The sequence below is a fragment of the Actinosynnema sp. NPDC049800 genome, from assembly GCF_040656635.1.
In the GTDB taxonomy this organism is placed as follows: Bacteria; Actinomycetota; Actinomycetes; order Mycobacteriales; family Pseudonocardiaceae; genus Actinosynnema.
Genome location: NZ_JBFAMT010000003.1, coordinates 364,426 through 378,420, shown reverse-complemented (window position 1 = coordinate 378,420; position 13,995 = coordinate 364,426). Strand labels below are relative to the sequence as shown.

The following is a 13,995-nucleotide window of genomic DNA, read 5'->3' as shown; positions in this document are numbered from 1 at the left end:
GTGCCGCCGGCCGGTGTGGCGCTAGACCAATCGGTTGTTCACTCGCGCGTTCACAGCTGGGATCGCGCGATCTGCTCGATCTCGGCCGGCGTGCCGGACATGATCGTGCGGACGTGCTCGGTCACCAGCTCGATCGGCCAGTCCCACCACTTGGCGCGCAGCAGCCGGGCCACGTCCTCCTCGGCGTAGCGCCGCTTCACCGGCTTGGCCGGGTTGCCGCCCACCACCGTGTACGGCGGCACGTCCGACGTCACCACGGCGCCGGTCGCGATGATCGCGCCGTCCCCGATCGTCACGCCCGGCATCACGAGCGCGTTGTAGCCGAACCAGACGTCGTTGCCGACCACCGTGTCGCCCCGCGTCTGCATGCCGGTCATCAGGTCCATCGTCTGCTCGGCCCACGTGCCACCGAAGATCGTGAACGGGAACGTCGACACGCCGATGTTGAGGTGGTTCGCGCCGGCCATGATGAACCTGGTGCCGGTGGCCAGCGCGCAGAACCTGCCGATGACCAGCTTCTCGGCGCCGTACCCGTAGAGCACGTTGCGGGTCTCGAACTCCAGCGCGTGCTCCGGGTCGTCGTAGTACGTGTACTCGCCGACCTCGATCGTCGGCGACGTCACCAACGGCTTGAGCTGGACGACGCGGTCCGCGTGCGGCAGCGGGTGCAGGACGGTGGGGTCTGGGATCAAAGTGGAGGGCTCCTAACGCGACTCGTGTTGCGTTAGAGTGGCACAACTCGCCCACTAACGCAACTGGAGTTGCAGTTGACCTCACGACCGGGTGGACGCTCGGCACGCGTCCGCGAAGCCGTCCTGGAAGCCGTGTACGCCGAGCTGACCCGGCACGGCTACGCCGGCATGACGGTGGAGAACGTCGCCGAACGCGCGGGCGTGCACAAGACCACCGTCTACCGCCGGTGGGGGACGGTCGACGTGCTCATCGCCGACGCCCTCGACCACACCCGCGAGTCCGAGTGGCCGGTGCCCGACACCGGCACGCTGGAGGGCGACCTGATCGCCGTCGCCACCGAGATCGCGGACACCTTCGCCGACCCGGAACGCCGGCTCGTCCCGATCGCGATCGTCATCGCCGCACAGCAGTCCACCCGCGCCCAGGACGCGAAGCGCCGCTTCTACGCCGCCCGCCAAGCCGAAGCGGCCAAGGTCGTCACCCGCGCCGTCGAACGCGGCGAACTCCCACCGCAGGCCGACCCGGTCGAACTCGTCCGCCTCACCTGCGCCCCGCTGTACCACCGGATCTTCGTCACCGGCGAGCCGGTCGACCGCCCCACCGCCGAGCGCTCCGCCCGAGCCGCCCTGGCCGCCGCCCGAGCCGGCCTGCTCTGAACCGGGATCAAGCGCCGGACAACCGGAGATCGCCCTCCCGACTCCGGCACCGCACGCGGCCCGACGGGAACGCGAGGTCGAGCGCCATCCGCCCGGTGCGCGGTTCGTGCTCCTGGGCGACCGCGAGCACCTCTTGCCCGAGGTGACGGGCGAACGGCGTCTCACCGCCGATCGGCCCGACCTCGACCCGCCCGTACTCCTGCATGTCATAGCCCTCGTGGGGCGGTGACTCCTCCACGATCAGGCACCAGTCCGAACCGGTCGTGACGTGCGTGCACCCGTCCTCGTCGTCCACCAGCCACACGTCCAACGGGTCGGTCGGCACCTCCGAGCCGTAGTGGTGCCAAGCCGCGACCACCCGCGCCAACCGCCGACCGACCAGGCGCCGGGGATCGATGCCGGCGCCGTGCAGTCCACAACTCGCCTCCACGGGCGAACCGTACGCCGCTACAGCTCGTACCAGCGCAGGATTTCCGGGTCCAGCACCCGGGCCGCGAGGCCGATCCGCCGCGCCGTCTCCGCCAACTCCGCCGCCGCCGCGGGGTTGCCGCGCGGCGGCAGGGCGGGATCGTCCAACTGGGTCACCATGTCGTCGTGGTGGCTCGGGACGAGCAACTTGGGCCGGGTCGCCCGCAGCGCCCGCGCGGTGTAGTCGTGCACGTTCGCGTGGCCGCTCATGCCCAGCACGAGGACGTCCGGCCGCAGCCCCGCGATCTCCCGCTCGACGTAGTTCGCCGTGCCCGACAGGAACAGCACCGAGAACCCGCCCACGGTGATCAGGTACGCCAGCGAGCCGCCTTCCACGAGGTCGCTGATCGTCGTGGGCGCCTCCGGCGGCGCGGTCAGGCTGCCCGGCGCGAAGTACCCGTACGAGCCGAACTGGCTGTGCAGGCTCCGGAACACCTGGACGGTGAAGCCGTGGAAGTCCAGGTACTCCCCACCGGACGCCACGACCACGTCGTCACCCGGCACGCCCTGCGCCGTCAACAGGTGCCGGTGCGTCTCGGTGCCGATCACCCGCGAACCGTGCTTCTCCACCACGTACGGGATCTCCAACAAGTGGTCGTAGTGCCCGTGCGTGGCCAGCACCAGCTCCGGCCGCTCACCGAGGTGCCGGTCGACCAACTCCTTCCGCACCGCCAACGGGTGGTCGGGGATGAACTCGCCGTCCCGGTCGAACACCGGCAACCGGCTCAGGTACGGGTCGATCAGCACCCGCCGGCCGTCGAACAGCAACTCCCACCCGGCGACGCCCAACCAGCGCAAGCCCACCCCGCTGCGCCCCGCCGCGAACGCCACCCCCGGCAACCCCGCACCCGCCACCGCGACCGCCGCCGAACCGATCAACACCTGCCGCCTGTTCACGCACATGCCACAACAACACCAGCGCCCAGCCGCACGTGTCCAAGTCCGATATCACCACGCCTGCGATATCCGAACAGCTATCATCCCTGCTCGTGGACCTCCTCCGGCACCTGCGGCACTTCCTCGCCGTGGCCGAGGAACTGCACTTCGGCCGAGCCGCGGCCCGCCTGCACATGTCCCAGCCGCCGCTGTCGCAGAGCATCCAACGCCTGGAACGCGAACTCGGCGTCCGCCTCCTCGACCGCGACGCCCGGCACGTCGCCCTCACCGATGCGGGCCGCCAGATCCTCACCGAGGCCCGAGGCCTCCTCGCAGGCGAAGACCGACTCCGCGCGCTCGCCGAACGTTTCCGCCATGGCGAGGCCGGCTCACTGCGCGCGGGCGTCCCACCGGACCTGGGCGGACGAGCCGTGGCCGCACTCCTCCCGGCCTTCCGCCACCGCAGCCCCGTCGACCTGAAACTCCGCGAGATCGGCACCGCCGAACAACTCCGCGCCCTGGCCGACCGGAGCCTGGACGTCGGCGTCCTGCGCTTCCCGTTCGACGTCTCCTGGCTGAGCCTCGGCCCGGTCCTGACCAGCCCGCTGGGCGTCCTGCTGCCCCGCGACCACCCCCTGGCCACCGCCCCGGACGTCCGCTTGGCCGACCTGAACGGCCTGGCCCTCGTCCTCTTCCCCCGCACCACCGCACCCGCCCTGCACGACGAGGTGCTGACCACGTGCGCCCGACACGGCTACACACCCACCGACGTCCACCAAGCCGGCAACCCGGAGTTCGCCTTGGGGCTCGTCCTGGCCGGCGGCGCGGTCGCCCTGCACGACGGCATCACCCCACCACCGGACGCCGCCTGGCGACCACTGCGCGGCAACCCGATCCTGTGGCGCACCTCGGCCGCCTGGCCACGCGGCCGGCGAACCCCCGCCGTCACCGCGTTCGCCGACGCCGTCACCGAAGTCCTCACCGCACAAGGGATGCGCCACGCGGAGGGCACCCTGCCCCGCTACCCCCGCCCGGCCGCGGAGTACCTGTCATGACCGCCGCCAGGGTGCGCGCCGCGTTCGCCGACGCCGGCGTCACCGGCAAGCTCCACGCCGTCGACCTCGACCACCCCGACCGCGAACTGTCGGTCGGCGCGGACGACCCGGTCGTCCTCGCCAGCGTCTTCAAAGTCCCACTGCTCGTCGCCCTGCACCACAGCACCCACGACCTGACCGCCCGGATCACCCTCGACCACGACCGCAGCACCGGCCCCACCGGCGTGGGCGGCATGCTCGACCCGGTCACGATGTCCTTGCGCGACTTGGCCTACCTGGCCATCACCGTCTCCGACAACGCCGCCGCCGACGCCCTCGTCGACCTCATCGGCCTGGACGACATCAACCACACCCTGGACGAACTGCACCTCAGCCACACGCGGATCGTCCACCGGGCACGGGACTTCATGCGCACCATGGCCGAAGACGCCGTCCCCGCCGAACCACCGGCCGCCCTCACCGACCCCGTCGTCCTGTCCCGACTGCGCGCCCTGGACCCGACCCGAACCAACCGCGGCACCGCACGCGACCTGACCACCCTGCTGCGGCACGTCTGGCAGCACGAGGCCTGCGCCCCGATCCGCCGCAACATGGCCCTTCAAGTCTGGCCACACCGCCTGGCCTCCGGCTTCCCCTTCGACGACGTCCGCGTAGCCGGCAAAACCGGCACCCTCCCGACCATCCGCAACGAGATCGGCGTCGTCGAGTACCCGGACGGCGGCCGCTACGCCGTCGCCGTCTTCACCCGCAGCGCGAGCACCGCCTTCACCCTGCCACCAGCAGACGCCGTCATCGGCACAGCCGCCAGACTCGCCATCGAACACCTCCGCTGAAGCCGTGCAACAGAAGGGCTTCGTGTCATCCCGCCGACCTGGCTCCGCCCTACCGCGCGTGTCAAGGGGGCTGTGCGTCCCTTGCCCGCCCCTCCACCTATACCTGCCCCCTTGATACGTGTGGTAGCCCGTAGGGAGGTCGGTGGGATGACACGAAACCCGACCAACAACGGACCCGGCGCGTACCCACCCACCCCGCCGTCATCCTGCTGATCTGCCCGTCCGGCGAGGACTCTTTCAATCTTTTGATCTTTCAGCCCTTGCCGCAGACACCCCACACCGCACCCACATCAAATCTCGTCCAAGAACTCGTCCACCTCGGCCAACGCCCTCAACCGCACGGGCTCCGCGGACAGGAACAGGTCGTGCATACCGCCCTCCACCTGCACCACCCTGACCTGCCTGCCGATCTTCGGCCCCCACACCCGCATGTGCTCCACGTCCAGCACGGTGTCCGCCGTCATCGCCTCGGGCGTCCACCGCTTCGCGTGGAGGTGGCTGCGCCCCGACCGCAGCAGCAGCACCGGCGCCCCCACCTCCAACCCCCGGTGCAGCCGGGCCTGACCGCGACGGATCGCGCGCAACCACCCCGCGTGCACCGGGAAAGCCTCGATCGGCTTCCACGTCGTGTCGAAGTCCCACTCCCCGTGGTGGTCGCGGTGGATGCTCTCGCCGTACACCGGCCCCAGCCCGGGCTTGAGCACCAGCTTCGGCGCCACCCGACCCACACCCCGGATCAACGCCGTCCCCACCGTCCGCACCAGCCACGGCTCGGCCAGGTCCAACCAAGGGCTGTTGAGCACCAACGCGTCCAGCACGTCGTCCGAACGCCGCTCGTGCGCCCACAAACTCGTGATGAGCCCTCCGGTCGAATGGCCCATCACCACCAGGTGCCGGTGCCCGTCCTCTTCACGGATCACCCGTGCCGCGGCGTCGATCTCCTCGAAGTGCTCGGCCAGGTCGGTCACGTAGTTCGCCACCTGCCCCGGCCGCAACGACCGCCCGTACGCGCGCAGGTCGATGGCGTAGAAGTCGAAGCCGCGCGCGGTGAAGTGCTCGGCGACGTGCCGCTGGAAGAAGTAGTCCGCGAAACCGTGCACGTACAGCACCGCGCCGCGGACGGCCGGCTGCGCGCGACGGCGGACCAGGGTCGCGGTCGTGTCACCGCCGCCCAAGGGCAGCGCGCGGGTCTCGTAGTCGGTGCCGAGCACGTCTGCGTTCACCAGGCCAGTGTGCACGTCGATTCGTCCGATCGGGGAGATGTGGGGCACGGGTCGTGGCACTGTGGGAACCATGAGCAGCGAGGAGATCGAACGGTCGAGCGCGCGTGTCCGGTTCCCGGGCATCAGCCCGCGTGCGTACGAGCACCCGGTCGACCGGGGGGCGTTGGCGGTCTTGCGCGCGGTGCCGGGCATCGGCCCGGTGCTGCAGGCGGTGGCGGGCGCGTTCACGGAACGCGGTGAGAGGTTGGGCTACCTGGCGTCGAGCATCCGGGTGGGCCCCAGGCAGTACCCGGAGCTGGACCGGCTCCGGCTCGAGGCGGCGGCGACGCTGGACGTCGACCCGGTGCCGGAGCTGTTCGTCAAGCGCGACCCGGTGCCCAACGCCATGACGCTGGGCATCGACAAGCCGTTCATCGTGCTCACCACGGGCCTGATCGAGCTGCTGGACGCGGAGGGCCTGCGGTTCGCCATCGGGCACGAGATGGGGCACGTGCTGTCCGGGCACGCGCTGTACCAGACGATCCTGCAGCGGCTGATGCAGCTGCAGCACGGTCTGGGCTGGATGCCGGGCGGCTACTGGGCGATCACCGCGATCATCGCCGCGCTGCGCGAGTGGTACCGCAAGACCGAGCTGTCCTGCGACCGCGCCGGCCTGCTGTGCGGGCAGGACCCGGCCGCCGCGCTGCGCGTGCACGTGGCCATGGCGGGCGGCATGGACCTCAGCCAGGTCGACACGGCCGAGTTCCTCAAGCAGGCCAAGGAGTACGAGCAGGTCGAGGACGTGCGCGACAGCGTGCTCAAGCTGATCCGCACGTGGCCGCTGACCCACCCGATGGCCGTGGTCCGCGCCGCCGAGCTGCAGAAGTGGGCGGCGGGCGAGGAGTACCGCGCCATCCTGACCGGCTCGTACCAGCGGCGCGAGGACGACCGGCCGACGAGCTCGTTCACCGAGGACATCAAGTCCGCGGCCAGGTCGTACAAGGAGTCGGCGGCCGAGTCCGAGGACCCGCTGATGAAGGTCTTCAACGAGGTCGGCGACGTGCTCGCGGGCGCGGCGGGCCGGGTGCGCAGCAAGTTCACCGGAGCGGACTAGTCCGCTTGGCCCAGCGGAACCGGCCATTCTGGCTAACCTCCTCCTGACGCCTTTGATCAGGAGGAGGGGCCGATGCGGCTTGCCGCGTTGTTGATGACGTTGTCGATGGCTCTCGCGGGCACTGCCACGGCGGACGTGGACGAGCGCGTAGTGGGCGGTGAACGGGTGTCCATCGCGGACCACCCGTGGGTGGTGTACGTGGCCGACGCCACCGGGAACCAGTTTTGCGGCGGCACGCTGGTGGCGCCGACCAAGGTGGTCACCGCCGCCCACTGCGCCACCACCCGGACGCCCCGCAACACGCGGGTCGTGCTGGGCCGCGAGGATCGCAAGGGTGACGAGGGCGTGGTCGCCCGGCTGTCCGAGATCTGGGTCCACCCGGAGTACGTGTCCGCGGACCAGGGTGCGGACGTCGCCGTGCTGACCTTGCGCTCGCCGGTGGACTACACGCCCCTGCCGCTGGCGCAGCCGTCCGACGGCGCGCTGTACGAGCCGGGCACGAGCGGTCGGGTGTTCGGCTGGGGCCGGACCAGCGAGCAGGGCTCGGGCTCGCGCTACCTGCTCGGCGCGACCGTGCCGGTGACGGACCACGAGTACTGCCGCACCGCTTACCCCCAGTTCGACCCGGACGAGATGACGTGCGCCGGTTACCCGGAGGGTGGCGTCGACACGTGCCAGGGCGACTCGGGCGGCCCGTTCGTGGCCGGCGGGAAGCTGATCGGCGTCACCTCTTGGGGTGAAGGTTGCGCGCGGGAGGGCAAGCCGGGCGTCTACAGCAACATCGCCGCCTACTCCCAGGTGATCGAGGAACAACTGGCGGCGTGACCAACCGGCGTGCGGACCCTTCGGACGGGTTCGCACGCCGGTTGGGCCTCGCCCTGCGCCGGACCTGCACCAGGAACCGACCTGCACCCGGAACCGACCTGCACCCGGAACTGGCCTACACCCGGAACTCGACCTGCGCCGGGGCTGTCGACCTACAGCACGAGCCCGATCGACATCGTCACGAACACCGCCGCGCAGACCGCGTCCAACGCCGTCGTCACACCGGGTCGCCGCAACGAGCCGGCCACCCGCGCCGCCGCCACCACGATCGTCAGCTCCCACAACGCCGCGAGCCCGAGGAACACGGCCGCGAGCAGGCCGAGCTGCCACGTCGGGTCGCCCGTTCCGATGAACTGCGGCAGGAACGCCAGCGAGAACAGCAGCATCTTCGGGTTGGTGATGTTGGTCAGGAACCCCTGCCGGAACGGCCGGGGCGGCGCGACCCCCACCACCTCGCCGCCCGAACGCCGCAGCAGCCCGCGGGTGATCGTCACGGCCAGGTAGAGCAGGTACGCCGCGCCGATCCAGCGCAGCCCGGTCAGCACGGCCGGGTAGCGGGCGATCACCACGCCCAGGCCCGAGATCACCAGGGCCACCTGCACGAAGGCCGCGGTGTGGATGCCCGCCAGCGCCAGCAGCCCGGCCCGCGTGCCGGACCTCATCGAGGTGCGCAGCAGGAGGAAGGCGTCCACGCCGGGCGTCAGCACGACCACCGCGCAGGCGATCAGGAACGCCGGCAGCTGGGTGAAGTCCAGGTGCATGGAAAACCTCCCTCAGGTTCCGGACAGATCGCCGTGATCTGCCTCACTGGCCGTTAAATCTTCGGCACCACCGCACTCTAACAACAGATTTTCCGGATCTCATACCCGGATCCCGTCCGCTCGGACCTTCCGCTACCGTCGGTGCCCGTTCGGCCACTTGACGTAGAGAGGTGCTCCATGCGCATCAGCGCGCCGGTCTTCGCCGTTCTCGTTCTGATCCTCTCGGCGCTGCCCGCGGACGCGATCGTCGGCGGTCGGGAGGCGCCCGCGACGCCGTGGGCGGTGGCGTTGTTCGACGGGGGCACCTTCTTCTGCGGCGGCGCGCTGATCGCACCGGACAAGGTGGTCACCGCCGCGCACTGCACGGTCGCGCGCACTGCCCTCGGCGTCCGCGACCGGGTGCCCGCCGACCTGACCGTCGTCGCCGGCCGGGCCGACCTCGACACCACCGAGGGACGGGCCGCGGGTGTCACCGCGCTCTGGCGCCACCCCGCGTTCACCGAGGTGTCTGCGGGCGACGACGTGGCCACCCTCACCCTCGCCACCCCGCTGCCGTACCGGCCGGTCCGGATCGCGGACGCCGCGCCGGGCCGGGCCACCGTCTACGGCTGGGGCCGCACCGCCGAGCTGAGCGCACCGAGCCGCCGCCTGCGCGAGGTCGACGTGCCGATCCGCGCGGACGCCGAGTGCGCCGCCGAGGTGCCCGACTACCGGCCGGGCGGGATGCTGTGCGCGGGCTACCCCGAGGGCGGCAAGGACGCCTGCGAGGGTGATTCCGGCGGACCGCTCACCGTGGCCGGCGAACTGGTGGGCCTCGTGTCCTACGGCCGCGGCTGCGCCCGACCGGGCCAACCCGGCGTCTACACGCGCTTGAGCCGGTACCGGGCGGAGCTCTAAGAATCGGGACGCCGCCGCACAGAACCACAGGAAGCTCTTCCCAAGACGCGGCCCGACCACAGACCCGACCGGGCCCGACCACAGGACCCACCAGGCTCGACCACAGGAGCCACCACACAACCCACCCCAGGACCCGTGTGATACCACGGTGGGGTGCGCTCACACCCGTACCCGGCGACGCTGCGCCGGCAGTGGTCGGCCGACCTGACCCCCGACCAGCTCTACGCCGTGCTCAAACTGCGTTCCGACGTCTTCGTCGTGGAGCAGAACTGCGTCTACCCCGAACTGGACGGGCGTGACCTCGAACCGGGCACCCGCCACTTCTGGCTGGAAGCCGACGACCTGCCCGGCCCGCAGGCCTACCTGCGCCTGCTGGAGGAACCCGGCGGCACATTCCGCGTCGGCCGGGTCTGCACGGCCCGCGCCGCCCGCGGCCGCGGCTACAGCCGTCGGCTGATGGAGGCGGTGCTGGCCGAGATCGGCCAGGTGGAGTGCGTGCTGGACGCCCAGACCTACGTGGCCGACTTCTACGCGTCGTTCGGCTTCGAGCCGCAGGGCGCGGAGTTCATCGAGGACGGGATACCGCACCTGCGGATGCGCCGGTCTCCGTGATCACCCGCACGGCGCGCTCGATCTCGCCCTCGGACAGGTCGGCGCGGGCGGTCAGGCGCAGCCGGGAGATCCGGTCGGGCACCGACGGCGGCCGGAAGCAGCCGACGACCACGCCCTGCGCCCGGCACGCCTCGGCCCAGTCGAACGCCGCCTCCGGCGACGGCGCCTGCACGGACACGACGGCCGCGGTCGGCGTGCTGACCCGCAACCCCGCCTCCTTCAGCCGGAACGCCAGGTCCTGAGCCACTTCCAGGGCCCGGGCGGGCCGTTCCGGCTCGTCCCGCAACACCTTCAACGCGGCCAACGACGCCGCCGCGCTGGCCGGTGCGAGCCCGGTGTCGAAGATGAACGTGCGCGCGGTGTCGACGAGGTGCTTGATCACCCGGCTCGGCCCGAGCACCGCGCCGCCCTGCGCGCCGAGCGACTTGGACAGCGTCACCGTGGTGACCACGTCGGGCGCCTTGGCCAGGCCCGCCGCGTGCACCGCGCCCCGTCCGCCCTCGCCGATCACGCCGAGGCCGTGCGCGTCGTCCACGACCAGCGCCGCGTCGTGCTCGCGGCACGCGGCGGCCAGCCGGGCCAGCGGCGCGAGGTCGCCGTCGACGGAGAACACCGAGTCCGTCACCACCAGCGCCCGCCGCTTGCCGCGCGTGGCCAGGGCGTGCGTGACCTGGTCGACGTCGCAGTGCCCGGCGACCACGACGTCCGCTTTGGACAGCCGGGTGCCGTCGATCAGGGAGGCGTGGATGTGCTGGTCGGCGACGATCGCGGTGCCGGGGCCGGACAGCGCGGTCAGCGCGCCGAGGTTCGCCGCGTAGCCCGAGGAGAACACCAGCGCGGACTGCGCGCCGCAGAAGTTCGCGAGCTCGTACTCCAGCTCGGTGTGCAGCTCGGTCGAGCCGGTGACCAGCCGCGACCCGGTCGAGCCCGCGCCCCAGCGCAACGCGGCCGCCGCGGCGGCGCCCGTGACCCGCTTGTCGCGGGCCAGGCCGAGGTAGTCGTTCGAGGCCAGGTCGAGGTTCGTCGAGTCCGCCGGCCGTGGCCGGACCCGGCGGGCGAGACCGGCTTTCGCGCGCGCCTCGGCACGCGTGTCGATCCAGTCGAACACCGAGTCACCTGTGCGCACGCTCACGCCGGCAGTGTCGCATCCGACGGCTACGGTGCCGGCGTGGACCTCTTCCAGCCGGAGCCTGCCGACCTGCGCTCGTTGCGGGAGAACGCGCCGGTCCACCGCGACGAGCGCACCGGGATGTGGCTGGTCAGCCGCTACGACGACGTGCGCGCGGTGCTGGCCGACCCACGTCGCTTCCACCCGGACAACGCGTTGACCGCGGTGACCCCGATCCCGCGGCCGGTGCTGCGGGTGCTGGCCCGCGCCGGGTTCTCGCTGCCGCCGACGTTGGCCAACAACGGCACCGAGACGCACGCCGACCTGCGCCGACTGGTGTCCCGGTTCCTCACCCCGGCCCGCGTGGCGGCGATGGGGCCGCGGATCGCGGAGCTGACCGGGGAGCGCCTGGACCGGCTCGACCTCCGCGCCGGACGTGCCGACCTGCACCCGGCGCTGGCCCGCGACCTGCCGGCGATCGTGCTGCTGGAGGTCCTGGGCATCCGGGACGTCGACGTCGAGGCGCTCAAGGCCTGGAGCACGGCGTCGTTGGAGCTGTTCTGGGGCGACGTCACGGCGGAGCGGCAGCACGAGCTGGCCCGTCCCGCCGCCGCGTTCCACCAGTGGCTCACCTCGCGGATCAAGGCCGCCGACCCGGAGGACGACGACCTGTTCGGCGCGCTGCGGGCGCAGGACGTGCCGATCCGGGACGCGGCCGGGCTCTGCTACTTCCTGCTGATCGCGGGCCAGGAGACGACGACCCAGCTGCTGTGCGCGGCGTTCCACGCGGTCCTGGGGCAGGACGACCTGTGGTCGCGGCTGGACGAGCCCGGGGTGGCCGGCGCGTGCGTGGAAGAGGTGCTGCGCCGTGATCCGCCGGTGAGCACGTGGCGGCGGATCACGGCCGAGCCCGTCACCCTTTCAGGGGTGGAGGTGCCGGCGGGCGAGCCGCTGCTGCTCATGCTCGCGGGCAGCGGCTCGGACCCGGACGTCTTCGGCGAGCCCGAGCGCTTCTGCCCGGCCAGGCCGAACGCCCGCAAGCACCTGGCGTTCGGCTTCGGCAGGCACTTCTGCCTCGGCGCGGGCCTGGCGAGGCTGGAGGCGGAGGTCGTGCTGCGGGAGACCGCACGGCGGTTCCCGGACCTGCGCCTCGCCTCGACCGGGCCGCCGCCGATGCTGGGCCTGCTGTCGTTCCGCGCGCCGTTGAGCGTGGAGGTCGAGCTAGGGGACCAGCACGACCTTGCCGGTCGAGGCCCGGGTCTCCAGCAGTTCGTGGGCGCGGGCGGCGTCGGCCAGCGGTAGCGCCTCGCCCAGCACCGGGCGCAGGCCCGAGGTGAACGCCCGCCGCACCGTGTCGGGGTTGACGGGGTTGCCGAACCCGAGGACCGCGACGCCCTTGCGGAACACGTCGGACGCGGTCACGTCCAGCGGCTCGCCGCTCGCGAAGCCGAACACGGCCAGCCGGCCGACCCCGTCGCGCAGCAGCTCGAACGACTGCCGCGCCACCGTGCCGCCGACCGAGGAGAACACCACGTCGACCGGCTCGACCCCGGTCGGCCAGTCCGGCTCGCCGTAGTCCACGACCTCGTGCGCGCCCAGCTCACGGGCCAGCGCCAGCTTCCGCTCGCCCCGCGCGGCGGCCACGACCGTCGCGCCCGCCCGTGCCGCGACCTGCACGAGCAGGCTGCCGACACCGCCCGCCGCCGCCTCGACCAGCACCCGCTCGCCCGCGGCGAGCCGGACCGCGTCCGCGGCGGCCACCGCCGTCGTGCCCTGGAGGTACAGGGCCAGCGCCTCGTGGTCGGACACGTCGTCGGGCACCTCGGTCGCGTCCTCGGGCAGCAGGGCCAGTTCGGCGTAGCCCTCGCCGAGCGCGAAGCCGATCAGCCGCCTGCCGTCGGGGCCCACGCCGACCACCTCGCCGCCCAGCGCGCCGGGCGCGAGGTCGTACCAGGGCACCACCCGCGCGCCCGTGCCCGACCGGATGATCGTCTCGCCGTAGTTCACGCCGATCGCCGTGACGCGGACCAGGACCTGGCCCGGCCCGGCGACCGGATCGGGCACCTCCTCCACGCCGAGCACGTCCGCCGGACCGAACTCGTGGAACCGCACCGCTCGCACAACGCCTCCAGAATTTCAAACGGACCGCCGGTCCGTTTCCTGTCCGCTACCATACGGACTGCTGGTCCGCTTTTGTCAAGCGAGTCGATCGAGCCGCGGGTCGGAGGAGGTCCACGATGCGCAAGGACGCCGAGCGCAACCGCGCCGCGGTCCTGGCCACCGCCGCGCGCCTGATCGCCGAACGCGGGCCGGACGGGTTCTCCATGGACGACGTCGCCGCCGCCGCTGGCGTGGGCAAGGGCACCGTGTTCCGCCGCTTCGGCGACCGCGACGGCCTCGTGCAGGCGGTGGTCGACGAGACCTCCGAGTCGTGGCGGGCGGAGGCGGAGGCGTTGCTGGAAGCCGGCGACGTGCCGCCGGAGGAGCGGGTGATCACGTTCGTGGCGACCCTGTTCGACCACGTGATCGCCGCCCTGCCGCTGGTGATCGCCTTCGAGCGGGTGTCCACGCGCAGCATCGCGTGCGACGCGGACGCCAAGCTCACGCACCAGCGCCTCGTCGCGTTGATCTCGCAGGTCAAGCCCGGTGCGGACGCCGAGTACCTGGCGCACGCCCTGATCGCGCAGGTGCGTGCCGACACGCTGCAGCACATGGTCGAGCGGTGCGGTCTGGACGTGGCACGGGTGCGCGCCGGCGTGATCTCGCTCGCCCGGGGCGTGCTGTCGGGTGACCTGGCGCCTGCCGTGAGCTGACCGACCAACACCCGCACCAACACCCGCACCGGCACCGGGCCCGCACCCGCGCCGGCCCGCATCGGCGCTGTCCGGGATTCGC

The 13,995-nt window shown here is 72.1% G+C and carries 16 protein-coding genes and 1 pseudogene; 10 read left to right on the top strand and 7 right to left on the bottom strand.

The annotated features are described in order from the left end of the window. Positions 1-50: 50 nt before the first annotated feature. Positions 51-692, bottom strand: coding sequence for a CatB-related O-acetyltransferase (locus AB0I91_RS07105; RefSeq protein WP_498780625.1), 642 nt, complete (start codon positions 690-692; stop codon positions 51-53). Between the two features lie 75 nt (positions 693-767). Here AB0I91_RS07105 and AB0I91_RS07100 point away from each other — a divergent pair, with 75 nt between their 5' ends. Continuing rightward, on the top strand, positions 768-1,349 hold the full coding sequence (locus tag AB0I91_RS07100; protein ID WP_498780627.1) for a TetR/AcrR family transcriptional regulator: 582 nt from the start codon (positions 768-770) through the stop codon (positions 1,347-1,349). A gap of 7 nt (positions 1,350-1,356) precedes the next feature. On the opposite strand, the gene AB0I91_RS07095 is transcribed toward AB0I91_RS07100, so the two are convergent. Continuing rightward, entirely contained in the window at positions 1,357-1,779 is a 423-nt protein-coding gene (locus AB0I91_RS07095) for a hypothetical protein (RefSeq protein ID WP_499635689.1), read from the bottom strand. 17 nt (positions 1,780-1,796) lie between these two features. Then, positions 1,797-2,720, bottom strand: a complete 924-nt coding sequence (locus tag AB0I91_RS07090) for an MBL fold metallo-hydrolase (RefSeq protein WP_498780631.1) — start codon at positions 2,718-2,720, stop codon at positions 1,797-1,799. Positions 2,721-2,749: 29 nt separating this feature from the next. Here AB0I91_RS07090 and AB0I91_RS07085 point away from each other — a divergent pair. The 3 genes and pseudogenes from AB0I91_RS07085 to AB0I91_RS07075 form a co-directional block, all read left to right on the top strand. After that, positions 2,750-2,935: pseudogene (locus tag AB0I91_RS07085) on the top strand (LysR family transcriptional regulator); the annotation flags it as partial. A 189-nt stretch (positions 2,936-3,124) separates the two neighbouring features. Further along, positions 3,125-3,748 carry a LysR family substrate-binding domain-containing protein gene (locus tag AB0I91_RS07080; protein WP_499635729.1) on the top strand — a complete coding sequence of 208 codons (624 nt, stop codon included), beginning with the start codon at positions 3,125-3,127 and terminating at the stop codon, positions 3,746-3,748. After that, on the top strand, positions 3,745-4,581 hold the full coding sequence (locus AB0I91_RS07075; RefSeq protein WP_499613343.1) for a serine hydrolase: 837 nt from the start codon (positions 3,745-3,747) through the stop codon (positions 4,579-4,581). Before AB0I91_RS07080 ends, AB0I91_RS07075 begins: the two co-directional genes overlap by 4 nt. Before the next feature lie 290 nt (positions 4,582-4,871). On the opposite strand, the gene AB0I91_RS07070 is transcribed toward AB0I91_RS07075, so the two are convergent. Next, positions 4,872-5,804 carry an alpha/beta hydrolase gene (locus tag AB0I91_RS07070; protein ID WP_498780634.1) on the bottom strand — a complete coding sequence of 311 codons (933 nt, stop codon included), beginning with the start codon at positions 5,802-5,804 and terminating at the stop codon, positions 4,872-4,874. A gap of 70 nt (positions 5,805-5,874) precedes the next feature. Here AB0I91_RS07070 and AB0I91_RS07065 point away from each other — a divergent pair, with 70 nt between their 5' ends. Together AB0I91_RS07065 and AB0I91_RS07060 are read left to right on the top strand one after the other, a co-directional pair. After that, on the top strand, positions 5,875-6,897 hold the full coding sequence (locus AB0I91_RS07065) for a M48 family metallopeptidase (protein WP_498780636.1): 1,023 nt from the start codon (positions 5,875-5,877) through the stop codon (positions 6,895-6,897). 72 nt (positions 6,898-6,969) lie between these two features. Next, a complete protein-coding gene (locus tag AB0I91_RS07060) occupies positions 6,970-7,722 on the top strand; it encodes a S1 family peptidase (RefSeq protein ID WP_499613347.1) in 753 nt (250 codons plus the stop codon). A 152-nt stretch (positions 7,723-7,874) separates the two neighbouring features. Here the strand turns inward: AB0I91_RS07060 and AB0I91_RS07055 are convergent, their stop codons facing one another. After that, entirely contained in the window at positions 7,875-8,483 is a 609-nt protein-coding gene (locus AB0I91_RS07055; protein ID WP_498780640.1) for a LysE family translocator, read from the bottom strand. A gap of 177 nt (positions 8,484-8,660) precedes the next feature. On the opposite strand from AB0I91_RS07055, the gene AB0I91_RS07050 reads away from it, so the two are divergent. Then, positions 8,661-9,380 carry a serine protease gene (locus AB0I91_RS07050; protein ID WP_499635686.1) on the top strand — a complete coding sequence of 240 codons (720 nt, stop codon included), beginning with the start codon at positions 8,661-8,663 and terminating at the stop codon, positions 9,378-9,380. A 153-nt stretch (positions 9,381-9,533) separates the two neighbouring features. Continuing rightward, on the top strand, positions 9,534-9,992 hold the full coding sequence (locus AB0I91_RS07045) for a GNAT family N-acetyltransferase (RefSeq protein ID WP_498780643.1): 459 nt from the start codon (positions 9,534-9,536) through the stop codon (positions 9,990-9,992). Here the strand turns inward: AB0I91_RS07045 and AB0I91_RS07040 are convergent. Continuing rightward, the gene (locus AB0I91_RS07040) at positions 9,946-11,124 is read right to left on the bottom strand and encodes an 8-amino-7-oxononanoate synthase (protein WP_498780645.1); all 1,179 of its coding nucleotides are present in this window, start codon (positions 11,122-11,124) and stop codon (positions 9,946-9,948) included. The genes AB0I91_RS07045 and AB0I91_RS07040 overlap by 47 nt on opposite strands. 36 nt (positions 11,125-11,160) lie before the next feature. Between AB0I91_RS07040 and AB0I91_RS07035 the strand changes: the two genes are divergently transcribed. Beyond that, positions 11,161-12,402, top strand: coding sequence for a cytochrome P450 (locus AB0I91_RS07035; protein ID WP_499635683.1), 1,242 nt, complete (start codon positions 11,161-11,163; stop codon positions 12,400-12,402). Here the strand turns inward: AB0I91_RS07035 and AB0I91_RS07030 are convergent. Beyond that, positions 12,322-13,221, bottom strand: coding sequence for a quinone oxidoreductase family protein (locus tag AB0I91_RS07030; protein WP_498780649.1), 900 nt, complete (start codon positions 13,219-13,221; stop codon positions 12,322-12,324). The two genes, AB0I91_RS07035 and AB0I91_RS07030, sit on opposite strands and share 81 nt — an antisense overlap. A gap of 116 nt (positions 13,222-13,337) precedes the next feature. Between AB0I91_RS07030 and AB0I91_RS07025 the strand changes: the two genes are divergently transcribed. After that, entirely contained in the window at positions 13,338-13,913 is a 576-nt protein-coding gene (locus tag AB0I91_RS07025; RefSeq protein WP_499635680.1) for a TetR/AcrR family transcriptional regulator, read from the top strand. Positions 13,914-13,995 lie beyond the last annotated feature (82 nt).

Excerpts from the sequence above, each read along its gene's own strand:
- AB0I91_RS07090 (WP_498780631.1), bottom strand. The coding sequence starts at position 2,720 with ATGTGCGTGAACAGGCGGCAGGTGTTGATCGGTTCGGCGGCGGTCGCG.
- AB0I91_RS07060 (WP_499613347.1), top strand. The coding sequence starts at position 6,970 with ATGCGGCTTGCCGCGTTGTTGATGACGTTGTCGATGGCTCTCGCGGGC.
- AB0I91_RS07065 (WP_498780636.1), top strand. The coding sequence starts at position 5,875 with ATGAGCAGCGAGGAGATCGAACGGTCGAGCGCGCGTGTCCGGTTCCCG.
- AB0I91_RS07025 (WP_499635680.1), top strand. The coding sequence starts at position 13,338 with ATGCGCAAGGACGCCGAGCGCAACCGCGCCGCGGTCCTGGCCACCGCC.
- AB0I91_RS07050 (WP_499635686.1), top strand. The coding sequence starts at position 8,661 with ATGCGCATCAGCGCGCCGGTCTTCGCCGTTCTCGTTCTGATCCTCTCG.
- AB0I91_RS07055 (WP_498780640.1), bottom strand. The coding sequence starts at position 8,483 with ATGCACCTGGACTTCACCCAGCTGCCGGCGTTCCTGATCGCCTGCGCG.
- AB0I91_RS07075 (WP_499613343.1), top strand. The coding sequence starts at position 3,745 with ATGACCGCCGCCAGGGTGCGCGCCGCGTTCGCCGACGCCGGCGTCACC.